General features: G+C 71.2%; 15 protein-coding genes. 5 read left to right on the top strand and 10 right to left on the bottom strand.

The window, feature by feature from the left end:
• Positions 1–58 precede the first annotated feature (58 nt).
• The 3 genes from Q5696_RS18630 to Q5696_RS18620 form a co-directional block, all read right to left on the bottom strand.
• The gene (locus tag Q5696_RS18630) at positions 59–1,321 is read right to left on the bottom strand and encodes a pyridoxal phosphate-dependent aminotransferase (protein WP_305092735.1); all 1,263 of its coding nucleotides are present in this window, start codon (positions 1,319–1,321) and stop codon (positions 59–61) included.
• An 81-nt stretch (positions 1,322–1,402) separates the two neighbouring features.
• Positions 1,403–1,588 carry a hypothetical protein gene (locus Q5696_RS18625; protein WP_305092734.1) on the bottom strand — a complete coding sequence of 62 codons (186 nt, stop codon included), beginning with the start codon at positions 1,586–1,588 and terminating at the stop codon, positions 1,403–1,405.
• 150 nt (positions 1,589–1,738) lie between these two features.
• Positions 1,739–2,143, bottom strand: coding sequence for a TIGR03668 family PPOX class F420-dependent oxidoreductase (locus Q5696_RS18620; RefSeq protein ID WP_305092733.1), 405 nt, complete (start codon positions 2,141–2,143; stop codon positions 1,739–1,741).
• 31 nt (positions 2,144–2,174) lie between these two features.
• Between Q5696_RS18620 and Q5696_RS18615 the strand changes: the two genes are divergently transcribed.
• Positions 2,175–4,121, top strand: coding sequence for a S9 family peptidase (locus Q5696_RS18615; RefSeq protein WP_305092732.1), 1,947 nt, complete (start codon positions 2,175–2,177; stop codon positions 4,119–4,121).
• 106 nt (positions 4,122–4,227) lie between these two features.
• Here Q5696_RS18615 and Q5696_RS18610 read toward each other — a convergent pair whose 3' ends face one another.
• Both Q5696_RS18610 and Q5696_RS18605 read right to left on the bottom strand, forming a co-directional pair.
• On the bottom strand, positions 4,228–5,166 hold the full coding sequence (locus Q5696_RS18610; protein ID WP_370654823.1) for a hypothetical protein: 939 nt from the start codon (positions 5,164–5,166) through the stop codon (positions 4,228–4,230).
• Positions 5,167–5,396: 230 nt separating this feature from the next.
• Positions 5,397–8,540 carry a (Fe-S)-binding protein gene (locus Q5696_RS18605; RefSeq protein ID WP_305092730.1) on the bottom strand — a complete coding sequence of 1,048 codons (3,144 nt, stop codon included), beginning with the start codon at positions 8,538–8,540 and terminating at the stop codon, positions 5,397–5,399.
• A gap of 459 nt (positions 8,541–8,999) precedes the next feature.
• On the opposite strand from Q5696_RS18605, the gene Q5696_RS18600 reads away from it, so the two are divergent.
• Positions 9,000–9,617 carry a DUF8020 domain-containing protein gene (locus Q5696_RS18600; RefSeq protein WP_305092729.1) on the top strand — a complete coding sequence of 206 codons (618 nt, stop codon included), beginning with the start codon at positions 9,000–9,002 and terminating at the stop codon, positions 9,615–9,617.
• A 72-nt stretch (positions 9,618–9,689) separates the two neighbouring features.
• Here the strand turns inward: Q5696_RS18600 and Q5696_RS18595 are convergent, their stop codons facing one another.
• The 4 genes from Q5696_RS18595 to Q5696_RS18580 form a co-directional block, all read right to left on the bottom strand.
• Positions 9,690–11,003: a S1 family peptidase gene (locus Q5696_RS18595; protein ID WP_305092728.1), complete on the bottom strand. Its 1,314-nt coding sequence runs from the start codon at positions 11,001–11,003 to the stop codon at positions 9,690–9,692.
• A gap of 153 nt (positions 11,004–11,156) precedes the next feature.
• Positions 11,157–12,536, bottom strand: a complete 1,380-nt coding sequence (locus Q5696_RS18590) for a S1 family peptidase (protein WP_305092727.1) — start codon at positions 12,534–12,536, stop codon at positions 11,157–11,159.
• Positions 12,537–12,560: 24 nt separating this feature from the next.
• On the bottom strand, positions 12,561–15,155 hold the full coding sequence (locus Q5696_RS18585) for a LuxR C-terminal-related transcriptional regulator (protein WP_305092726.1): 2,595 nt from the start codon (positions 15,153–15,155) through the stop codon (positions 12,561–12,563).
• Between the two features lie 2 nt (positions 15,156–15,157).
• Positions 15,158–16,822 (bottom strand): Hsp70 family protein, encoded by a 1,665-nt coding sequence (locus tag Q5696_RS18580; RefSeq protein ID WP_305092725.1) that lies wholly within the window; start codon positions 16,820–16,822, stop codon positions 15,158–15,160.
• 360 nt (positions 16,823–17,182) lie between these two features.
• On the opposite strand from Q5696_RS18580, the gene Q5696_RS18575 reads away from it, so the two are divergent.
• The 3 genes from Q5696_RS18575 (at position 17,183) to Q5696_RS18565 (ending at position 22,506) form a co-directional block, all read left to right on the top strand.
• Entirely contained in the window at positions 17,183–19,123 is a 1,941-nt protein-coding gene (locus Q5696_RS18575) for an IniB N-terminal domain-containing protein (RefSeq protein WP_305092724.1), read from the top strand.
• 66 nt (positions 19,124–19,189) lie between these two features.
• Positions 19,190–21,040, top strand: coding sequence for a dynamin family protein (locus Q5696_RS18570; RefSeq protein ID WP_370654822.1), 1,851 nt, complete (start codon positions 19,190–19,192; stop codon positions 21,038–21,040).
• Entirely contained in the window at positions 21,037–22,506 is a 1,470-nt protein-coding gene (locus tag Q5696_RS18565; RefSeq protein WP_305092722.1) for a dynamin family protein, read from the top strand. The genes Q5696_RS18570 and Q5696_RS18565 overlap by 4 nt, the downstream gene beginning before the upstream one ends.
• Before the next feature lie 45 nt (positions 22,507–22,551).
• Here the strand turns inward: Q5696_RS18565 and Q5696_RS18560 are convergent, their stop codons facing one another.
• Positions 22,552–24,324 carry a penicillin-binding transpeptidase domain-containing protein gene (locus Q5696_RS18560; protein WP_305092721.1) on the bottom strand — a complete coding sequence of 591 codons (1,773 nt, stop codon included), beginning with the start codon at positions 24,322–24,324 and terminating at the stop codon, positions 22,552–22,554.

Here is a 24,324-nt window from a genome sequence, read left to right as displayed (position 1 = left end):
TGCCGGATCGTCAATCTACACACCGCGCAGCGGATGTGCAGACGAAGGCCGTCCTTGCCTACTGCTTGTAGCTCGACAGGAAGTTGCCGAACCGTTCGATCGCGACCGCGAGATCGCGAGCCCACGGCAGTGTCACGATACGCAGGTGGTCGTGGTCGGGCCAGTTGAACCCGGTGCCCTGCACCATGAGGATCTTCTCCTGCAACAGCAGGTCCTGTACCAGCTTCTCGTCGTCGTGGATCTCGTAGACGTTCGGATCCAGGCGCGGGAACGCGTACAGGGCGCCGCGCGGTTTCACACACGACACACCGGGAATCATGTTGAGCCGCTCCCACGCGACGTCGCGCTGCTCGAGCAGTCGGCCGCCGGGCAGGACGAGATCCTCGATGCTCTGATGTCCGCCGAGGGCCACCTGAATGGCGTGCTGACCGGGCACGTTCGGGCACAACCGGGTGGACGCGAGCAGATCCAGGCCCTCGAGGAACCCGGCCGCATGATCCTTCGGCCCGGTGATCGCGACCCATCCGGCGCGGTACCCGGCCACCCGGTACGCCTTCGACAGTCCGTTGAACGTCAGGCACAGCAGATCCGGCGCCAGCGTCGCGAGCGAGATGTGCTTGGCGTCGTCGTACAGGATCTTGTCGTAGATCTCGTCGGCCAGCAGCAGCAACTGATGCTTGCGGGCCAGGTCGACGAGCTGCGTGAGAACCTCGGCCGAGTACACGGCACCCGTCGGATTGTTCGGGTTGATGACGAGCAGCGCCTTGGTCTTGTCCGTGATCTTGGACTCGATGTCCGCGATATCCGGATTCCAGTCGTTCTGCTCGTCGCACAGGTAGTGCACCGGCGTGCCGCCCGACAGGCTCGTCATGGCCGTCCACAGCGGATAGTCCGGTGCCGGGATCAGTACCTCGTCACCGTCGTTGAGCAGCGCCTGCATCGTCATCGTGATGAGCTCGGAGACGCCGTTGCCCAGGTAGATGTCGTCGACGTCCAACTCCGGGAACCCGGGCACCAACTCGTATCGGGTGACGATCGCGCGCCGCGCCGACAGGATGCCCTTCGACTCCGAATACCCCTGCGCGTAGGGGAGCGCGGCGATCATGTCGCGCATGATCACATCGGGCGCCTCGAACCCGAACGGAGCGGGATTACCGATGTTGAGTTTGAGGATCCGATGCCCCTCGGCCTCCAATCGTGCAGCGTGCGCGTGCACCGGCCCCCGGATCTCGTACAGCACGTTCTGCAGCTTCGCGGACTGCTCGAGCATGCGTTGTGGACGACGTGGACGCGGGGACTCTGGTGTGCTCACCCGTCCCATGATTCCACCCGGACGCAAGTGCATATCGGACGGTGCACCCGGTCCGGGTCGGTGGGGAGCGGACGCTCGGACGCCGTCGGCTCAGATGCACAGCGGCAGAACGACGGAGCCCAACGGGACGACCAGGCACAGGCCCACCGAGCCCGGGCCCTCCTGGAAGTCCGAGCCCGGAGGCACCGTCTGAGCGGATGCGGCAGGAGCGGCGAGAACACCGAGCGACACCGTGACCGCGGTGGCGGCGAGTGCTCCGGCGATTCGGCGTGTCATGAGAAGGAGTCCTTTCCGATGACGGACGCAGAGCGGTACGGATTCGCACCACCCCCATCGTCCCCCGTCCGGGTCACGGTGGCGGATCTGTCCCGAGGTTTCGGACTGCACAGTTCGATCACGCCGCGGACGATCCACCCAACCGGGACATCAGGGGGTGGCCGCCCATTCCCGGCACGTGACGGGGCGCACCGCGATCACCGGCCCGGACGGCCGCAACGCGCGGTACTGCGGATACTTCGCGACCAGCGCCTCGACCGCCTCCCCGGACCCGGCGGGCAGGACGGCGGCGACACCGTCGACCCGCACCCACCACAGCTGCGACCAGTCGTCGTCGTACCGGTCGACCAGCAGACTCACCCGCCCCGTCTCCGCGATGTTCGCCAACCGCCTCAAACGCGTCGTCGTCTTGGGCTTCGCGTCGACGGCCGAATAGATCGTGCCGGACGCCACCGCGAACACCACCGGCACCAGATGCGGCCGCCCGTCCGCCGACACCGTCGCCAGCCGCGCCACCGGGGCAGCCACGAAACGCGGCGGAAGCTGCACACCCATGAACCGCACGCTAGATCGTTAGGGTCTCGATATGACGAACCCCGCGCCCACCGTCGCCCCGTACGGATCGTGGACCTCCCCGATCAGCGCCACCGACCTCGCCGCGAGCGGCCACCCCGTCGAGGGCGGCTGCTTCGTCGACGGGCGACCGTGGTGGTCGGAAGTACGTCCCACCGAAGCCGGACGCACCACCATCCGCCGCCTCGGTGACGACGGCACCCCGGTGGACGTGCTGCCCGCGCCGTGGAACGCCCGCACCCGCGTCCACGAATACGGCGGCGGAGCCTGGGCCGTCACCGACCGCGGCGTCCTGGTGTTCGCCGAATTCAGCGACCAGCGGCTGTACCGCTTCGACCCGGCCACCGACGTCTCCCCGGACCCCATCACCCCGCCGTCCGGCTCCGCCTCCGTCCGCTACGGCGACCTCACCGTCGTCGGCGACGACGTGTGGTGCGTGTGCGAACGGCACACCGACGTCGGCGTGACACGAGAGATCTGCGTCGTCCCGATCTCCGGTACCGCACTCGGCGACCCGTCGGCGATCCGGCCGATCGTCGCCGGCTCCGACTTCCTCGCCTACCCGCGGCCGTCCCCCGACGGCACCCGGCTCGCCTGGATCGCCTGGAACCATCCGCAAATGCCATGGGACGGGACCTGGTTGAAGATGCTCGACCTCGAGTCGGGCGAGGTGCGGGACCTCCTCGGCGGCGACGAGGAATCGGTGCTGCAACCCGAATGGACCGGCACCGGCGACCTGCACGCGATCAGCGACCGCAACGGGTGGTGGAACCTGTACCGGGTCGGCGTGGACGACGGCACCGTACAGGGGCTCTGCCCGGTCGACGCCGACTTCGGTGGCCCCCTGTGGCAGCTCGGCGCCCGCTGGCACGTCGCCCTCGACGACGGACGCCTGCTCACCACCCGCACCGTCGGCACCGACACCCTCGCGATCCTCGACCCGGCCACCGGAACACTGGACGACATCACACTCGACGGTATGGCGTCGGTGGCGATCTGCGACGTCGACGGCACCCGAATCCTGTTGCGCTGCGGCGGCGCCCGGACCGCATCCGGGCTGCGCCTGCTCGACCTCGCCGACGGATCGCTCACCGACGTCCGACTGTCCGTCGACGACCTCCCCGACACCGCCTACCTTCCCGAGGCGCAACTGCGGACGTTCGACGGTCCGCAACGCGACGTGCACGCCATCGTGTACCCGCCCCGCAACCCCGACCACACCGCCCCCGACGGCGAACTACCCCCGTACGTCGCGTTCGTCCACGGCGGCCCCACCGCCCACGTCGCCCCCGCCGTCAACCTCGTCTACGCCTACTTCACCAGCCGCGGCATCGGCGTCGTCGACATCAACTACGGAGGCTCCACCGGCTACGGCCGCAACTACCGGGAACGGCTGCGCGGACAGTGGGGCGTCGTCGACGTCGAGGACACCGTCGCCGCCGTCCGCGGACTCGCCGACGCCGGACTCGCCGACCCCCGACGGCTCGCCATCGAAGGCGGCTCCGCCGGCGGCTGGACCGTCCTGTCGGCCCTCACCACCTCCGACGTGTTCGCGTGCGGCGTCTCCTACTACGGTGTCGCCGAACTGCTGCAGTTCGTGCAGGAAACCCACGACTTCGAATCCCGCTACATCGACGGACTCATCGGACCCCTCCCCGACGCCGTCGACCTGTACGAACGCCGTGCACCCCTGAACAACGTCGACGGCCTGTCCTGCCCCGTCCTCCTGCTGCAGGGCCTGTCCGACCCCATCGTCCCGCCGTCCCAAGCCGAACGCTTCCGCGACGCCCTCGTACGCAAGGGCATCCCCCACGCCTACCGCGCCTACGAAGGCGAATCCCACGGGTTCCGCCGCCTCGACACCATCGTCGACGCCCGCGAAGCCGAACTGTCCTTCTACGGACAGGTCATGGGCTTCGAGACGCCCGGAGTGCCGCGCCTGGAGCTGTGGCGAGGGTAGGGGACGGGTGGGGCGGCGTTACGGCGCTGTCGCAGGGATTCTGCAACTGTCGCAGGTCGATTCGGGGTGGACACGCCCTGCGACAGTTGCACTCAGCCTGCGATGTTCACGGGTGCGGTGTGAGTTCGACACGTCCGCGTGGTTGTCCGCGCGCCCGATCGAACGCATCGAGGATCCGCTCGACGACCACACGGGGTGTTGCGAGTTCGTCCCAGACCCACCGCACCACTTCCCAACCGGCGCTGCGGATCGCGTCCTCACGCAACTTCTCCGCCCACACCACGTCGGCGGGCACCTGCCCCTCCGGGACGAGCCGGCCGTACTTGGATCGACCGTCGAACTCTCCGACGACGCCCTGGTCGGCGAACAGGAAATCGACGCGCCCGAGATGCTTCCCGCCCGCCGAGTAGAGGTCGGCCTGGCACTCCGGGATCGGTAGCTGCTCGCGGACCATCAGCACTCGGCTGCGCGATTCGCCGACCGATTCGGAGCGGCCGTCGAGTATGGACAGGACGCCGCCGACCCTGCGCCTGGACGTACGCGGATCGACGGCGGCAAGGTCGACGGCGGTGCACAGTCGTGCATGGAGCGCGTGATCCCCAGCGACGACGGCTTGCTCGAACGGCAGGGTTCGGGCCAGGTCCACTATCGTGCGAGCCGGCGTCGTCACCCGAAGGCCACGGACCGCGGTCGACTCGTCCGGGTGGAGAGACGTGCAGTGCAGGTGCCGCAGCGTGGTACGGCTGCCCCCGTTCTGTCGATCGCGGGTGAGGTGGACGGCCGTCAGCGGAGTGTTCCACAGGTCGATGCCGTGCACGATCGCCGCGGACTGGTGGCTGAGGACCGCCTCCGGTGACGCCGCCTCGAGGGTGGCGACGGCCCGAGCACGGTGCCGGGCACGAATTCCGAGGTCGGCGAACCTGTCCGCAGAGATGTAGGCGCCGCGGCGGAGTCGATGCCACGAGCCGCTGCGACAGAGCTGTTGCAGTTGCCAGTCGGCCACACCGCGTTGCAGGGCGTCGGCACGCCGAATGATGGGGTCCATGTTCGCCATCCTGGCGGGTGATTCCGGCGTGATCGGGCTGCCCGACGCTGTTCTCGGCCGACCTGTGGATGGACGGGGAGCTGTGGACAACCGCGCCGTCGCAGGGGATGTACGACGGTCGCAGGGGTTGTCGACGCGCAATGGTTCTGCGACTGGCGCATTCGCCCTGCGACAGTGCCCGGACACGACAGTGCCCCCACCGCGGACGGTGGGGGCACTGGTCGGTACTGCTACTTCTTGCGGCCCGGGGCCTTGGCGCCGGGCTTGAAGCCGAGTGCGCCGGGCTTGGCCTGCGGCGGCGCCGGAGTGGACGCCTCTGCCTTCGGGGTCTCTGCCTTCGGGGCCTCGGACGCCGGTGCTTCGGCAGCCGGTTCCTCGGACGCCGGTGCTTCGGCAGCCGGGGCCGGGGCAGCCGGGGCAGCGGCCGGGGCGGCCTTGCGGGCACCCGGTGCCTTGGCGCCGCCCTTCATGGCGAGCCCGCCGGGCTTGGCCTGCGGGACCGGCTTCGCTTCGGCGGCCGGTGCGGCCTCGGTAACCGGTGCAGTCTCGGCAGCAGGAGCCTCGGCCGGAGCAGCCTTCGCGCCCGGTGCCTTGGCGCCGCCCTTCATCTGCAGGCCCTTGCCGCCGGGTGCCTTGGCGCCGCCCTTCATGGCGAGCCCACCCGGCTTGGCCGCCGGGGTAGCGGGGGCCTCGGCAGCGGGAGCAGCGGCCTCGGCTGCCGGAGCCGCGGGGGCGGCCTTCGCGCCGGGAGCCTTGGCGCCGCCCTTCATCTGCAGGCCCTTGCCGCCGGGTGCCTTGGCGCCGCCCTTCATGGCGAGCCCACCCGGCTTGGCAGCCGGGGTAGCGGGGGCCTCGGCAGCGGGAGCAGCGGCCTCGGCTGCCGGAGCCGCGGGGGCAGCCTTCGCGCCGGGTGCCTTGGCGGCGCCCTTCATCTGCAGGCCCTTGCCGCCCGGTGCCTTCGCGCCGGGAGCCTTGGCGAGGCCCTTCATCTGCAGGCCCTTGCCCGCGGCCGGTGCCGCAGCCGCCGGAGCGGCTGCCTGCTCGACCTCCTCGATGCGTTCGGCTTCCTCCACCTCGGCGACGACCTCGTCCGCGACCGGGGAATCGGCGAGAACCTTCTCCTGCTGCTCCACCACGAGGTTCGCGGTGAGCTGCGCGGAGTCGAGGCGGGTGACCGTCTCGAGCATCATCTGTGCGACGTCGACGACCTCGACGCCCTCGCCCTGACCGGACTCCTGGCGTGCGGTGACACCGTCGGTGAGCATGACGCGGCAGAACGGGCAGCCGGTCGCGATCTTCTTCGGGGAGGTGGACAGTGCCTCGTCGACGCGATCGATGTTGATGCGCTTGCCGAGCTGTTCCTCCATCCACATGCGGGCGCCGCCGGCACCACAGCACATGGAGCGTTCGCCGTGACGCGGCATTTCCTTGAGGTTGGAGCCGGTGGCTTCCATCAGCTCACGGGGCGCGTCGTACACCTTGTTGTGGCGACCCAGGAAGCACGGGTCGTGGTAGGTGACGTCCTCCTCGACCTTCGCGACGGGGACGAGCTTCTTGGCCCGCACCAGACGGTTGAGCAGCTGCGTGTGGTGGACCACCTCGTAGGCGCCACCCACCTGCGGGTACTCGTTGCCGAGGGCGTTGAAGCAGTGCGCACACGTGACGACGATCTTGCGACGCTCCTGCGGAACACCGTCGAACAGTTCGCCCAACGTTTCGATGTTCTGCATCGCGAGCTGCTGGAACAGGAACTCGTTGCCCGCGCGGCGAGCCGAGTCGCCGGTGCAGGTTTCGCCGTCGCCCAGGACCATGAACTTGACGCCCGCGGTGGCGAGCAGTTCGGCCACGGCCTTGGTGGTCTTCTTGGCGCGGTCCTCGTAGGCGCCGGCGCAGCCGACCCAGAACAGGTACTCGTAGCCGTCGAAGGAGTCGGCGTCCTTGCCGTAGACCGGGATCTCGAAGTCCATCTCGGAGATCCAGTTGAGTCGGTCCTTGGAGTTCTGACCCCACGGGTTGCCCTTGTTCTCGAGGTTCTTGAACAGACCTGCGAGCTCGGACGGGAACTCCGACTCGATGAGCACCTGGTAGCGGCGCATGTCGATGATGTGGTCGACGTGTTCGATGTCGACGGGGCACTGCTCGACACACGCGCCACACGACGTGCACGACCACAGGGTCTCGGTGTCGATGACGGGTGCGAGTTCACCGGCGGCGACCATTTCGGCGGTCTCGCCGACCAGCTTGCGCTCGGCCTCGGCGCGGGCGTCGGCCGGAATCTTGGCGAGCGCGGCCTCGTTCGGGTTGCCCTCGGCGTCGACCAGGCCGACCTCGTCGCCGCCCATGTCGGTGCGGCCACCGGCCAGCAGGTACGGCGCCTTGGCGTAGCCGTGGTCGCGCAGCGACATGATGAGCAGCTTCGGGGACAGCGGCTTGCCGGTGTTCCAGGCGGGGCACTGGCTCTGGCAGCGACCGCACTCGGTGCAGGTGGTGAAGTCCAGCCAGCCCTTCCACGAGAAGTCCTCGATCCGTCCGGCGCCGAGGGTGTCGGTGTCGGGGTCGACGTTCTCCATGTCGAGGGCGCGGCCCTTCGACATCATGGGCTTGGCGGCGCCGAGCGCGACGTCGCCGTCGTCCTCACGCTTGAAGTAGATGTTCGGGAACGCCGAGAAGCGGTGCCATGCGACACCCCAGGTGATCTTGCGGCCCACGACGAACAGCCAGATCATGCCGGACATCAGCTTGACGAACGCGAACACCGACACCAGCACGGCGCTCGACGGCAGCAGCTTGGCGACCTGCATCGTGAAGAAGTCGGTCGCGGGGTTGGCGTGCCCGGTCATCGCGAGGCGGCCGGACTTGACCAGGATCATGCCGAGGCCCTCGATGAGGACGACGATCTCGACGAAGTATGCGGCCGGGAAGACGGAGCCGCCGAAACGGGAGAGCCGTTCGGGGATGCGCGGGTGGTTGAGCTGACGGATGACGATCAGCACCAGGATGCCGACGACGGTGCCGATACCGAGGATCTCGTCCCACAGGTGCCAGGCCCACGTGTTACCGAACAGCGGCCAGTGGAATTCGGGGTTGAACGTCTGGCCGTATGCCTCGAACCACAGCAGGAAGCCGCCGAGGAAGCCGATCATCACCAGCCAGTGCGCCCAGCCGACGGTGCGGAACTTCTGCATACGGGTGTGCACGATGAACTCGACGATCATCTGCTTGAAGCGTGGGAAGAAGGGTCGCCAGCGGTCGGGCGCCGGCTGACCGATCTGCACGGTCTTGGCCATCCGCCAGGCCCCGCTCAGGAACGAGGCCCAACAGACGAGGCTCAGCAGCGCGCCGACGGTGCCCAACGTGATCGTCAGGGCATTCATGTCGATGCCTTTCGTTTCGGGGCAGCACGCGTGCGGCCCGGGGTCAGCCCACAGATCGTAACCGCTACTAAGTTACCTGCCGGTAACTTGAGGGTACTACCTGTCGGTAACATAGCGCGTGGCTCGTTGTCCTGCATGGTTGCACCTCGAAGCCTCGCTCGGAAGAGCCTGTGAGGATCCGCACGAGGGCTGTCGGACCGGAGGGGGGAACCGCGCGGTTCGGTTTCGATCCGATTCACGGTAGGGGGTGCCGGGGTGACCGGCATCGCCCAGGTAGTCCTAACTCGACGTTTCCCGGACGTTCGCGAGATGCGCCCGATAGGGCTGGGTTATGCTTCGCCGGCATCGGGTTCTCGTCGACCTGTTCGCGCGGGTGGGGGATATCGGCGCGTTCGACACTGGGAAACTACATAGGTCGGGGGGCCATTCGTGGCAATCACAGAACGGAATCAGCATCCTATGAAGCTCAAGAAGTTCGCCGTCTCGTCGGCACTGGCCATCGCTGCCCTGGGCGTCTCCGCCGGCACCGCGTACGCCACCCCGGCCCAGAATCCGGCGCCGGTTCAGAACACGATCGGCCACCACACGGCCGTCCAGGGCGACTCGGTCGTCACCGTCCTCGAATTCGGCGGATTCCACCTCACCTCCGACGGCAAGTTCGTCGAACTCCGCAACGACGCCGGCGCCGTCCTGCAGACGCTGCCGCTCACCATCGAGTTCGGTGGCAAGGAGTACTCGATCGCCCCGCTGATCGAGAACCAGGGCCGCACCCTCACGCTCACCCCGGAGACCGACCCGGCCAAGGCCAAGGCCGTCGACGTGGCCGCCCCCGTCTCCGACGTCGCCGAGCCGTTCGACTTCAGCCCCGAGAACCTCGAGAAGCTCGCCAGCGGTGTCGGCAATGCCGTCACGATCGGCTCGCTGCTCGGCACCGCAATCGGTGCTGTGATTGGCCTAGCTGGTGGCTCGGTCGGTATCCCGACGGCTGCCGGTATCGGCGGCGTCGTCGGCACCATCGTCAGCGGTGGCGCGGTCCTCGCCGGCAACGGCTCCGCCATGATGAACCCCCCGGCGTAACTTCACGCGTCGAACGAGAAAGGCCCCGCTCCCGGTTTCCGGGGGCGGGGCCTTTCTCGTGGCCGGTGTCTCTTACGAGGTGCGGATCTTCAGTCCGGGGTTTTCGGCGAGGATCGCGTTGATGGGGGTGGCGAACAGTTCGGGGTTCTCGCCCATGGCGGAGGTGGCGAATCCGGCGACGTCGCAGCTGCCGTAGTTGCCGACGTTGGAGGCGCTGGAGATGCCGAGGGCGAGGGTGCCGGTGACGATGGGGCCGCCGCTGTCGCCTTGGAGGGCGCACAGGTCGGTGGCGAAGCCGTCGTTCAGGACGCGCTGGCCGACGGGGATGACCTGGTGGACGGCGGTGACGACGCCGCAGTTGAAGCCGGACGTGTTGCCGGCTTTGCAGACGGGTGCGCCGACGACGGGGTCGGCGGTGCCGGTGATGGCCAGTGGTGCGGCACCCGGGACACGGACACCGTTGTTGACGAACCGCTGTGAGGAGTCGGCGGTGGGCCGCAGGATCGAGTAGTCGATGCCGTCGAGGTTCGTCTTCTGGAAGGTGGCGATCATGGGGCCGGAGCTGTCGCCGGTCATCGTGTACGCCTGCGATGCGTGTTCGGTGCCGGCGAAGGTGCGGCTGGGGTCGCAGTGTCCGGCGCTGATGTTGACGGGGGCGCCGCCGGCGTCGACGGCGTTGAAGCCGAGCGAGCATCTGAGGCCGATGCCGCCGCCGTAGGCCGCGTACGGGTCGCCGCCGAGGAAGGCGTCGGGCGCGTAGGTGGCGGCGACCGGGCCCTGTTCGACGGGCTGCAGCGGCACGATCTCCGGGCCGAGGACGACACGGGCCGCTTCCTGCAGGAACGGGGGCAGCAGCGTGAACAGGTCGACGGCGGTGTTGTCGACGCGCAGGACGACGTCGTTGCTCGCGATGTCGACGGTGATGCCGCGGACCAGTTGGGCCAGTTCGGGCGGCAGTTTGTCGACCCAGCCGCTCAGGGCGCTGCGGGTGGCGTCGAGCTGGTTCTGGCTGCGGTCGACGTCCTTGCCGGTGAATCCGGCTTTCTCCACTTCGGCGCGGGCGGCGTCGCGGTCCTTGGCGGCGAGGCCCACGGTGGGGGTGCCGTCGGGGGCGATCCAGGCTCCGGCGAACGTGTCGGGGAACTGGATGCGGGCGATCGCGGCGAACTCGGCGAGCTTCTGTGCCAGTTCGGAGCGTTCGAGGTACTGGTCGGGGGACAGTTGCAGGTCTCGCTGCAGGGCGTCGGCCAACTCGACCGGCAGGTGCGCGGCCTGGTCGGAGACGCCCGGTTCGGCGGGTTCCGCTTGTGCGACGGACACGGCGGGGCCGAGGAACAGGAGAGCGGTCGAGCCGATGACTGCGGCACGGGCGAGCGAGCTGCGCATGGGGGCCTTTCTGTCGTCTGCCCTGCGCCCGTGGTCCTCGAGGCGCGCAGAGAAAGGAGCACCCGCTGTGAGGGTGCCCCCGAGTCGGGATCGACTATATGGCGTCGACACCGCTCTGCCCACCGAATCGAGCAATCGGGCGTAACAGGATGGTCAGTCGTTACCGGGGGCGGTGCGCAGGGTGAGCCCGGCACCGAATCCGCCGCCGGATGCGGCGTCGGCGGCCGCGGTGATGTCCTGGATCGGGATACCGAGGTTGGACGTGCCGCCGTCGATCGCGAGCACCAGGTTGGCCTCGGTGCAGTTGGGGGCGCCGCTCGAGTTGGAGCCGCTGGTGATGCCGAGCGCGAGGGTGCCGGTGACGATCGCGCCGCCGCTGTCCCCGGCGAGGGTGCAGGCGGTGCCGGCGAATCCGCGGACGGTGCGGGCGGAGCCGTCGAACATCATGAGCGACGCCTCGACCCGGTCGGCGGAGACGACGCCGCACGTGAACGCCGACGTCTGACCCGACTTGCAGATCGGGGCGCCGACGACGGGGACGGCGGTGCCGGTGACGGTGAGGGTGCTGCCGCCTGCGCCGCGGACCGTCGGACGGTCCAGGCCGGCCTGCACACCCGCGTCGTCGAGACGGATCAGGGAGTAGTCGAGTTCTTCGGCGCCACCGACCTGGGACGTGGCGAACGTGCCGACCCGGGCGCTCGCGCCGACGTCCTGACGGTTGGGCAGGTACACGCCGGCACCGGAGCCGGGTGCGGGATCGCAGTGTCCGGCACTGATGTTGATCGGTGTGCCGTTCCGGTCGGTGGCGTTGAACCCGAACGAGCAGATGCCGATGTCGGCGGGGTCGGCGCCGGCGATCGATCCGGGTACGGTCACGTACGTGTCGCCGCCCATCGTGGACCGGTCGACGGGGGCCTGACCGAACGAGGTCAGCTTCACCTGGACGTCGGCCAGCAGCGTCGGCAGGTTGATCGCGCGCCCGGCCGGGCTGTTCGCGATGTCGACGACGATCCGGTTGTTCAGCAGGTCGATCGTGGCGGACCCGATCTGCGAGGCGATCTGCTGCGGCAGGCTCGTGACCCACCGGTTGAAGTCGGCCAGCGAGTTCTCGAGCCCCTCGAGCGACACCGGGGTCACGTGGGTGCGGTAGCCGTCCCGGGTGGCGGTCTGCGCGGCCGTCGTCGTGGTCACCGCGACGACGGGATGCCCGTCCTGGCCCATCCATGCGCCCGCGAACTCGTCGGGGTGCGACGCCCGGAAGTCGGCTGCGTACGCGTCGAGTTCCTGTGCGCGGGCGGCCCGATCCAGGTATTCCTGCGGGCTGATGTGCAGGTCGCGGGTGATGGCCTCCACCAGGTCGGCGGGCAGTTCCTCGGCCGCGAGCTGCCGGACCGAACCGGTTTCGGCGGGGGCGGCCTGCGCGGTCGTGGACGCGGCCAGCGGCACTGCGAGCAGCAGCAGGGACGAACCGACGACGGCGACACGCCGGGCCGACGACTGCACGGAGGCGCGTGGCGCCAGCGAGGTACGCACTTGTATTCCTTACGGGGTTCGGGATCAGCCACCAACAATAGGTGACGCGGCAGGGCTGCGCCGGGAATCGCCCCGGCTCGGCTCGCCGTATCCGAGGGCCCGCAGCATCGACATCAGCTCCGACCGGGATTGCGCGCCGAGGCGGCGGCGGATCCGGGCCACGTGGTGTTCGACGGTCTTCGGTGCGATGTACAGCCGGGCCCCGACCTCGCGGTGGGTGAGCCCCAGCAGCAGCAGCGCCGCGACATCGGATTCCCGGTCGGTGAGGACGGTGCTGCCCGGCTCGGCCGGGTCCGCGTCGGCGGCCGGCGACGGGGGAGCGGCGGTGTCCCGGAGGGTGCGGGCGACGTGCAGCAGCGCTGTCGCTCCCTTCGTGTCGGGGACCCGCAGTGCCGCCTCGCCGGCCAGTCGCGCACCGTCCCAAGGCAATCCGATGCGCTCGAGGGTGTGGGCGGCGGCTTCGACCTCGGCCGCGTCGGCTTCCTCCCGCAGCAGTCGCAGCCAGACGCGTCCGGCGGCGGCCAGACCGGCCGAGTAGGAACTGACCTCCGCGGCGGCCGCGAGGGCCCGGGCGTGCGGCAGCAGCCGGGACGGGTTCTCGCCGAGGATCGCGGCCTGCACGCCGTACCAGTGCAGCGCCGACCCCCACAGCGGTGGTTCACCGAGCCGGGCCAGCAGTTCCTGCGCCTGCTCGACGAGGTGCGCGATCCGGAGTTCGTCGTCCAGTCGGACGGCGGCCAGCCACAGTTCCCCCAGCGGCAGCAGGCTGAACAGGTCGGCCGAGTAGCCGGCCACGACGGGTTGTGCTGCCGCCCAAGCATTCCGGAGGGCGCCGACGTCGCCGTTGCGGCGGGCGAGTCCCACCCGCAGCCCGTGCACGCACAGTGCTTCGCGGCCGGGCAGCGGACGCTCGTCGGGCAGTGCGGCGACCGTCGCCGCGGCGGCCGCGAGATCGCCGCCGATCATCGCCGTCCACGCGGACAGCACGAGCAGTCGGATGCGGGTGTCACCGGATTCGCGCTCGGCGTCGAGAGCCCGCCGCAGCACCGAATCGGCATGGGTGAGTTCACCGGAATGCAGGCACAGCAGTGCCGTGACCGCGGTTGCGCTGTCGGGCAGGATCCGGGTGTTCGCCCCGGAACCGAGCAGCGACATGGCCCGGCTCAGTGCGTTCATCGCGGCGCCGCCCCGGCCCTCGACGGATCGGGCGACGCCGTCGGCGAGCAGTGCCGCACCGGCCGTCCCGGAGGTGGGCGGTCCGGCGTGCCCGGCGGCGAGGGCGGCCGTCGCCGATTCCGGCCGTCCCGCCGCGAGGAGCACGGTCGCGGCGACCGCGGCATCCCCGCCGACCCGGTCGGGGCCGAGCCACTCGTAGAGGTCGGCACTGCGGACGACGGCGCCGCGCCACGCGGCGACGGTCGCCGAGATCCGTACGGCGGAAGCGAGTTCGGCGTCCGTGAGGGTGTCGGTGCGGACGAGGACCGCGTCGGCGAGCGCTTCGGCGGTGTCGAGGTCGCCGTCGCGCAGGCTCGCCTCGGCACGGCGCAACGCCAGGGTGTCGGCGTCCGCCCCGGCCCGGACCGCCGCGGTGAGCAGCCGGGACGCCCGCCCGGGGTCGTCGGTACCGTGGGCGGCGGAATCGGCGCTGTTGCACAGGAATCGGGCCAGGCGCGGATCCTCGAGTCCGGCATCGGCGAGTGCCAGTGCCGTCGCGTCGTCGAGCGTCGACGACTCGACGCGGGCCGTCAGCAGCCGCATCAGCAGTTCCCGTAGCCGGGTGACGCCCGTCGCGGCCCCGATCAGGGGTCGCAGGGCCGGCGGCGTGGTGTCCGCGCGGGAGACGAACGCGCTCGCCCGCGCCCGGTCGGCCAGCATGCGGACCGACTCCAGCGGTAGCTCGAGGACGGCCGCGAGATCGCCGGTGTCCATACCGAACCCGAACGCGCACAACGACAGTGCCGCAAGTATCTCGGAGTCGAGGTGACGCAGTGCGTCGTGCCAGTGCGCGGTCACCGCCGCCCGGACCGTGTCGGCATCGGTGTCCGGGGCGGCGTGCAGGGCGTCCAGGCCCGCGTCGACGGCCGCGAGGACACCGGCGCTGGTTTCGTGCAGGGCGTGGAGACGGTCCGGGGTGAGCGCCAGTTCCCGCGCGTGGGCGCGGGCCGCGATCTCGGTGGCGGTGAGGGTGCGCAGGTCGACCACCGGACCGCGGCTGTGCAGGGCCGCGACCAGCTCGGACAGGGCGGCCCGGTGCGGGCGGGCCTCGGTGGACACGACGACGGGACGGTCACCGCGCTGCACGAGTTGCCGCAGCACCGCGAGTGCGTCGTCGTCGAGCGTGTGTGCGCCGTCGAGCACCAGCGGCCCGGTGCCGGGGGCGTCGAGGGTGACGGACACGTCGTGTCCCTGGGCCGCGAACAGGTTCCGGGCGGCCCCGAGCAGCAGCGACTTGCCGCTACCGGAATCGCCGCGGACCAGGATGCACCCGGCCGGTGCGGCGAGGCCGTCAAGGAAATCGGGTGCGCCCGGGATGCCGGCGAGCGCGGAGCCGCCGGTCGTGGCGTGGAACGGTGCTGTGTCGAACGGCCCCGTAGGGCCGTCGCTTCGCGTCGTCGCCATCATCAGGGGCCGACCAGTAGGCCCGTCACCGGGTCCACGACGGCGCCGACGACGCCACCGAGTCCGTCGACGACACCGCCGACCCCGTTGCCGACCCCGGTGACCACACCGCCGAGACCACGGCCGATCCCGGTGGCCGCGTTACCGACACCGGTCCCGATCTGACCCGGGTCGGGTGCCGGCGGGGTGTAGACGGGCTGCGGAACCGGCTGTACCGCAGGAGCTTCGGGTGCCGGTGGGATACCGGGAGCTGCGGGTGCTTCCGGGGTGGCGGGTGCTTCCGTGGGCGTATTCGGTGCGGTGCCGTCCGCCGGCGCGGCAGCGGTTCCCCGGCCCGCGGGGGCGCCGGCCGGGACGAGGCGTCCCGTCGCAGCGTCGACCACCGTCGGGCGGGCCACCCCGTCGCTGCCGACGGTGATCGTGGCCGCACCGATGCCGGACGGTGCTCCGGCCCCGGAATCGGTTCCGGAATCGGCGCCGACGGTCTCGGCGGCCGACGTGCTGCCGGCCGGTGACATCCCCGGCGGAGTAACGGTATTCGATGCGGTGCCCAGTGCCAGGCCGCCCGCGGCGAGCACCGTGACCGCTGCGGCCGCCGACGTGACGACGGCGAGCCGGCGCCGGGTGCTCCATCCGCGCCGCCGTCCGCCGCGCCGCCCCGGGAAGCCCGCGACCACGGTCTCGGGGACCGGGTGCTCGTCGGTGCCGGAGGCGTCCGCGGCCGGCATCGTCACGGTCGGGGCGCCTGCGGACACCGCCCGGGCGCGCGCGAGCTGCGCGGCACCGAGCGCTGCGGTGAGAGCCGGTTCCGGCGCGGTCACTACGGGTCGGCCGAGGTCCGCGGAGACGAGTTCCGCGACGAGTGGGATCGAGGCACCGCCACCGACGAGCAGGATGCAGCCGACGTCGGAGAAGTCGACGTCCGTGCCGCGCACGGCCTCTCGGGTCAGCGCGAGGGAACGGGACAGCGGTTCGCGGATCAGGTCCTCGAGTTCGGCGCGGACGAGCCGCACGTCCGTCCCGAGGCCGGGCAGGGCGACGGGGACGACGGCCTCGGTGTCGGCGGACAGGGTCTGTTTCGCGTCCCGGCACCGCCGCCGCAGTTCGGTCAGGGCCGTGACGGTCGCAGGATCGGACGTGTCCAGGTCGTCGAGCTTGTCGGCGACGGATTCCAGGACGTGTCGCGTCACCAGATGGTCGATCCGGTCGCCGCCGAACTCGTCGGAGTGCAGCGGCCGGCCGAGGATCACCGGGTCGTCACCGGTCCGCACCACCGTCACGGTGAGACCGGACGCGCCCAGGTCGTAGACCACGACGACGTCGTCGCCGCGCGGGCCGTGCGCGGCGTCGAGCCATGCGGCGGCGGCGAGAGCGTCCGGGACGAGATGTACGTGGGCGCGGCCGGTGCGGTCGAGTGCCGCCGCGAGCGCGGAGGTGGTGTAGCTGTTCCATGCGGCCGGATGTGTGACGACGACGGCGTCGACCGGACCGGTCCTCTCGGCGTCGGCGACCAGTTCGGTGACGGCGGCTGCGAACAGGTCTTCCCCGAGGTGGGCGTGGCCGGTGTCGTCGAGCAGGCCCACCGGGTCGCCGACGCGGTCGAGGAATCCGGGCAGGCCGGGGCCGGTGGGGGTCGGTCGGGTGGAGGTGGCCGTCGGAGCGGTCACCGAACCGTCCGCCGAAATGTATGCGGTGCCCGAATCAGCGGTTCCGACAGCAACTCCGAGCCCAGCAGACATGCGTCACTCCCATCGGGTGGGGCGGGTAGGGGAACCGCCGGTGGTATGGCGATTGTCGGCGCGGGGAGACGGTTCGTTACGGGAACCGGTCGCGTCCGGCACGGTTGGGGGATATCCCCCTAACGGCTGCGGATCCCCTATCCGGGCCATGGCGTGGCACCCGGACCACGGCCGGGGGACCGACCCCGTTCCCGAAATACCCCCGGGTTCGTAGCGTGGACCCCACTCTCGCCGCTGTGGTCCGACCGGACCGTGGCGGTACGCCTCCCGAACCTCAGGAGTGATCACATGGCCGGCAACGCAGTTCTCGATTTCATTCTCCGACTCCTCCGCGACGAGGATGCGGCCGCCGCGTACTGCGCCGACCCGCAGTCGGCACTGGCCGCGGCCGGACTGACGGACGTGTGCGCCGCCGACATCGCGGCCGTCGCGCCGACAGTGGCCGAATCCGGGCTGTTCGGGTCGGGTTCCGCGGACCTGGGCGCGATCCTCGCCGCCGGTACCGGTGCCGCCGGCTCGCTGGGGGCGGCGGCCGGCGGTGGCCTCGGCGCCGGTCTCGGTGGCGGCCTGGGACTCGGGGGTGGCGCCGGTCTCGGGGCGGGTCTGGGGTTGGGTGCCGGACTGGGTCTGGGCGGCGGCCTGGAAGGTGGTTTGGGCGGCTCGATCGGGGGCGGCTCGGGCGGCGGTATCGATGTCGGCGGCGATCTCGTGGCCGCTCTCGGCGGTGCACTCGCCGCCGGTGGGACGATCGGCGCCCAGCTCGGTGCCGCGCTCGGCGCGGCCCTGGAAGGCGCGGCCGGACTCGGTGGTTCTCTCGGCCTGGGCGGCGGCCTGGACCTGGGTGCGGAGCTGGCGGCGGCGCTCGGTGGCGCACTGAACGTCGACGGGTCGCTCGTCACCGACCTCGGTGCCGCACTGCACGCGGCCCTCGGGACCGCGACCGACCTGGACCTGGGGGGACTGCTGTCGATCGACGGCGCATTGACTGCCGCGCTGGAGAGTGCGTTCGGAGCCGGGGGTGAGCTCGGTGGGGAGCTCGGAACCGCGCTCGGCGGGCTCTTCGGCGCGGCGCTCGACGCCGGTGCCGGGCTCGGGGGAGGGCTCGGCGCCGGCCTCGGTGCAGGACTCGAGGGGGTGGCGGCACTGGGCGGCTCGCTCGGCGCCGCTCTCGGTGGCGGCCTGGATCTCGGCGGCGACCTGACGGCGTCGCTCACCGGTGCGCTCGAATCGGCGTTGACGGCGGGCGGCAGTCTCGGCGCCGAACTGGGCGGCAACCTGGGGGCCGACCTGACCGCGGCACTGAGCGGGGCCCTCGCCTCCGCTCTCGCGGCCGGAGGATCGGTGGGCACCGACCTGGGTGTCGCACTCGGTGGGGTGCTCGACGGCAGCCTCGGCGGGGTGCTCGACGGCAGCCTCGGCGGGGTGCTCGACGGCAGCCTCGGCGGCGATCTGGGGGCCACGATCGGTGGGGCGCTCGGTGGTGCTCTCGGGGTGGACGGTGATCTGACGACGTCGCTCGGCACCGCCCTCGACCACGCACTGCAACTCGGCGGTTCCGTCGGTGGCGGTGCGGAGGGCGGCCTCGACCTCGAGGCGGGAGTCGATCTCGGCGGTGTGCTCGGGAACGCGTTCTCGGTGGGCGGTCAGGCGGGCGCCGACCTGGGTGCCGCGCTCGGCGGTGTTCTCGGCGGCGGCCTCGACACCGGCGGCTCCCTCGACGTCGGTGGACTGCTCGCCGGTGAGGGCGGATTCGGCACGGAACTCGGTGGGGCCGTCGGTGGTCTGCTCGGTACCGGCAGCGCGGGCGGCGCCGACCTCGGTGCGGCGCTCGACGCCGCGATCGGCGCCGGTGGCGGACTCGGCTCGACCGGAAACGTCGGCGGCGAGGCCGGGGGTGGTCTCGACCTGGCGGGGGATGCGGCCGCGAACCTCACGACCGGGGTGACGTCGGCACTGCAGGGCGTCGTCGATGCGGGCGCCGCCGCCGGCACCAACGCGTGGTCGTCCATCGACACCGACGCGTTCGGGTCCGTGCACTCGGACGCCGGGCTGCTCGGCGGCCTCGACACGGCACTGCAGGGTGGGCTCGATGCGGCACTGCAGGGTGGGCTCGATGCGGCACTGCAGGGTGGGCTCGATGCGGGTCTGCACGGCGGGCTCGGGTCGGTGGCCCCCGAACACGCGGTCTCCGACGTCCTGCCCGACCTCGGCCACGATCTGCTGCCGTGACCGGTCGGGTGTGACGCCGCGGCGGCGGCCCCGGTCGGCTGTAACGATCGGAGCCGCCGCCGCGCTATGTCGGCAGGAGAGGATCGGGGTGCTCGGATGAACGACGCGATGACGGACCTGCTCGACCGGACCGCGCGGATCGCCGCCTCGGCGGGCCGCACGGATCTGGTCGAGCGGCTGGACGTGGCCCGTATCCGGGTGACCGATCCCCGGTTCCGGGTCGTCGTGGTGGGCCAACTGGGTCAGGGCAAGAGCCAGTTCGTGAACTCGCTGCTCGATCTCGCGGTGTGCTCGGTGGGCGACGACGAGACGACCGCGATCCCCACCGTGGTGCAGAACGCCGACCGCACGTTCGCCGAACTGGTGCTCGCGGCATCGTCCGGTCCGCCACTGCGGGTGGACGTTCCGCTCGACCAGGTGGACGGGCTCACCCCCTCGTCGCCGCTCGCGGCGGGACGGGACGTGCTGCGACTCGAGGTGAACGTGCCGAGTCCGCTGCTCGCGGACGGTCTGGTGTTCGTCGACACCCCCGGCGTGGGCGGGCACGGAAACCCGCACGCGGCAGCGACACTCGGGCTGCTGCCCGCCGCCGACGCGGTGCTGATGGTGTCGGACGCCAGCCAGGAGTTCACCGAACCCGAGCTCGCGTTCCTGCGGCAGGTGACCGCGCTGTGCCCGGCGGTCGCGTGCCTGGTCACCAAGACCGACCTGTACCCGCACTGGCGGCGGATCGTCGACGCCGACCGCGAGCATCTGGGGCGGGCCGGGCTGGACGTGCCGCTGCTGCCGATCTCGTCGCTGCTGCGTTCGCACGCGCTGCGCCTCGACGACGCTTCGCTGCACGAGGAATCCGGGTTCGACGCGCTGTACGACTTCCTGCGGACCCGCGTCGTCGACCACGCCTCCGGGGGGCTGCGGCGCACTGTGTCCGGCGACGTGCACGCCGTCGTCGAACACCTGCAACTGACACTCGCGAGTGAGCTTGCTGCGCTGCGGGATCCGGAGAAGGGAACCGTCGCCGTCGCGGAACTGCAGCGCGCCAAGGACACCGCCGAGGCACTGCAGAAGAAGTCGGCCCGCTGGCAGCAGACCCTCGCCGACGGCGTCGCCGATCTGGCCGCCGACATCGACCACGACCTGCGGGACCGGCTGCGGCAGGTGACCCGGGAAGCCGAGAAAGCCGTCGACGAGGGCGATCCGGGACGCGAATGGGACGAGCTGGGGCAGTGGCTCGCGGACCAGGTGGCCCAGTCGGTGGGCGACAACTTCGTGTGGGCGCACGACCGGGCCCTGTGGCTCGCGGAGACCGTCGCCGAGCACTTCGCGGACGCCGGCCGGGTGGAGCTGCCGCAGATCGACGTCGCCGGACTCGACGGGGTCCTCGAACCGGTCGCCGAACTCGGAGATCTCGAGTCGGGCCGGATCGGGCTCACCCAGAAGGTGCTGGTGGGGATGCGCGGTTCGTACGGCGGTGTCCTGATGTTCGGTCTCGTCACGACCCTGATGGGGATGGCGCTGGTCAACCCGGTGTCGATCGGTGCGGGCGTCCTGCTGGGCACCAAGGCGTACCGCGACGACCGGGACGCCCGCGTCGTCAAGCGCCGCGGCGACGCGAAGATCGCGATCCGCCGGTTCACCGACGACGTCAGCTTCCAGGTCGGCAAGGAATCCAAGGATCGGCTGCGGCTCGTCCAGCGGCTGCTGCGCGACCACTTCACGGCCGTCGCCGAGCAGACGTTGCGGTCGCTCGCCGACTCGCTGCGGGCCGCGCAGGAGGCGGCCGGGGCCGAGGCGGGGGAACGTGCCCGCCGCACCACGGAGGTGCAGCGGCAACTCGAGGTGCTGTCCGCTCTGAAAGAGCAGTCGACCCAACTGTTCCCGGTCGACGTTCCGGAAGACGAGGAGGTCGGCGCATGACGTCGTCGCTGGATCGGGCCCGGGCGCTCGTCGCCGCCGCCCGCACGAGCTATCCGACGGACAGCGACGCCCGTGCCCGCCTCGCGGTGTGCGCGGCCCGGCTCGACGAGCCCCTGCGGGTCGCGCTGGCCGGGTCGATCAAGGCCGGGAAGTCCACGCTCCTCAATGCTTTCGTCGGGCAGGACATCGCCCCGACCGATGCGACCGAGTGCACCCGCGTCGTCACGTGGTACCGGAACGGGGCCACCCCGACCGTCACCGCCCACTACGACGGCGGCCGCACCGTCCCGGTCACCGTGCAGCGGCCCGCCGGCCGGCTCACGTTCGATCTCGGGGACCTCACCGCCGACCGCGTCGACCGCATCGACGTCGACTGGCCGGCCGGCGCCCTGACCCACACCACGATCGTCGACACGCCGGGCACGTCGTCGCTGTCGCGGGACGTCTCGGCCCGCACCCTCGACATGCTCACCCCCGAGGACGGGGTGTCCGGAGCCGACGCGGTCGTCTACCTGATGCGCAGCCTCAGCGCCTCCGACGTGCAGTTCCTCGGCCGGATAGGCGCCCACGTGGGGGGTGAATCCGGCCCGCTCGGTGTGGTCGGGGTGGTGTCGCGCGCCGACGAGGTCGGGGCCGGGCGGGCCGACGCGATGCTGTCCGCGCAGGAGGTGGCGTCCCGGTTCGCGTCCGAACTCGAGTCCACCGGACTGTGCCAGGCCGTCGTACCCGTCGCGGGCCTGCTCGCATTGGGGGCGCGGACGTTGCGGCAGAGCGAGTTCGCGGTGTTCGAGGCGCTCGCCGCCGTGCCCGACGCCGAACTGCAGGTGGCGATGCTGTCGGTGGACCGGTTCGGGCGCGACGACGCCGCACTGCCCGTCGACGGGGCGTTGCGCCGGCAACTGGCGGACCGGTTCGGGCTCTTCGGGATCCGTTCGGCCGTCACCCTGATCCGGCTCGGGGTGAACGATTCCCCTTCCCTGGCAGCGGAACTGGTGAAGCGCAGTGGCCTCGACGAGCTGCGGCAGGTGATCGACGTCCAGTTCGGGCAGCGCGCCGAGCAACTCAAGGCGCACTCGGCGCTCGTCGCACTCGAACGCGTCCTCGAGGCGCATCCGACGCCGCAGTCGCCGGACCTGCTCGCCGAGGCCCGGCGTCTGCTCGCCGACGTCCACGGCTTCGCGGAACTGCGCATGCTCGGCCGCCTGCGCTCCGGCGACACCGGTCTTCCCACAGGCGAACTCGCCGAACTGCACCGGCTGCTCGGTGGATTCGGGATCGGCGCCACCCAGCGTCTCGGCCTGCCGGACGACGCAACCCCCGATCTCCTGAACGCCGCCGCCCTCGCCGCCGTCCGGGCGTGGCGGGCCCGCGCCGACCATCCCCTGCTCGACCCGTTCACCGTCCTCGCGTGCCGCACCGCCGCCCGCAGCGCCGAGGGGGTGCTCGCCGAACTCGGCGAGTCGTGAAGCATGTCCGCCGGTAGCCGGGTGGAATCCTTCACGGAACGCCGGTCACCCCAGCGGACGCAGAAACTTCCCGGCGATGTCGAGGGCCGGCCGGGAGCTGTCCCCGTCGACGACGAGGACGGCGAACGCGATGTTGCCGTCGACGCCGACGAACCAGCCGTGGGCACTGTTCCCGGCTTCGGCGGTCCCGGTCTTGCCCATCAGCCCGGGAATGTCGGTGAGCGATGTCGCGGTGCCGGCGTCGACGGTTTCGGTCATCATCGCCCGCAGCGCGTCGAGGCGTCCGGGATCGATGGGCTGCGCATCGTGGTCGGCGGTACCGGGCTCGCCGGCGATCAACTGCGGCAAGGGGGTTCGACCCGAGCCGACCGTCGCGGCCACCATCGCCATACCGAACGGGCTGGCCAGGTTCTCGCCCTGCCCGATCGCCGCCTCCACCCGCTGCGCCGGGGTGTCCGTCGACGGCACCGACCCGGTCACGGTCGTCATACCGGGGGTCACATAGTCCACACCGAGCCCGAAGTCGAGGGCCTGCTGCTGCAGTTCGTCGGGGGCCATACCGACGGCGAGCTTGCCCATCGTGGTGTTGCACGAGTGCGCGAACGCCGTGTGCAGCGGCACCCGGCCCAGATCGAACTCGTCGTCGTTGGGGATGGTGCGGCCCTCGATGGTCGCGGTGCCGGGGCAGTCGACCATGCTGTCGGCGGTCACCGTGCCGTCCGAGAGGGCGGCGGTGGTGGTGATCGTCTTGAACGTCGACCCCGGCGGGTACAGGCCGGTCAGGGCGATCGGCCCGGACTCGTCGGCGGCCTTGTTCTGCGCGACCGCCAGCACCCGGCCGGACGACGCATCGAGCGCCACCAGTGCGCTCGCCCGCGACTCGGTGTCCACCGCCTGCTGCGCGAAACGCTGCACGTTCGGGTCGATCGTGGTGCGGACGACGGTGCCGTCCGCGGGATCTCCGCCCGCGAGGGTGCCGGCGACCTCACCGTCCGGGTTCACCGTCTGCACCCGCCAGCCGGACGACTGCTGCTGCCGCGACTCCCACTCCTGCCGGATTCCGGAGACCAGCGGGGAGGTGAGCGTCCGGTCCACGGTGAGCAGCCGCAGCTGGTCGGAGAGCACGATGCCGGGCAGCGTCTCGAGCTCGGCCCGGATCGGGGCCGCGTCCTCCTGCCGCAGGCTCACCAGATTGACGCGCTCGGACGACGGATCCGGCCGGGGCAGGGTGAAACCCGGAACCGGCCCACCGAGGAGAGAGGTCACGCGGGCCGCCGTGGCCGGGTCGCTCGCCAGTACCCGTGGATCGGCGTCGACCACCGTCACCGTCTGCGGCGCCAGCAGCGGCATCGCGTTCGCGTCGAGGACCGCGCGGGTGTCCGCGATCGGCGTGAACTGCACCGCCTGACCGGGTTGCAGGCGATCGTTGACGACGTCCGCCGACCACTCGATCCGGCGGTCGCCGTCGACGGTGCGCAGCGCAGCCGTCGACGAGTAGTCCCACACCCGGCCGCCACCGAAATCCCACGCCGACCGGTACGTGAACCGGGAATCGTCGGCCGACTCGACGGTGAACGTGGCGGCGGTGTCGGCGCCCAGACCGTCGAACGTGCGGCGCAGCACGTCGGCCGCCGCGGCCGGGTCGTCGGTGAGGGACGCGGCCCGGTCGACGTCACGGTCGGCGAGCGCGTCGGTGAACTGTCCGGCGACGTCCTGCCCCGAATCCGGCCCCAGGAGGCCGCACGACGTCAACGCCACCGTCCCCGCGAGCGCGAGGGTGACGTGCTTCCGTCGAGCCTTCCGCCGTGCCGCTGTCAT

The organism is Prescottella sp. R16 (assembly GCF_030656875.1).
Lineage (GTDB): Bacteria > Actinomycetota > Actinomycetes > Mycobacteriales > Mycobacteriaceae > Prescottella.
This window is presented reverse-complemented; position numbering and strand designations above follow the sequence as displayed.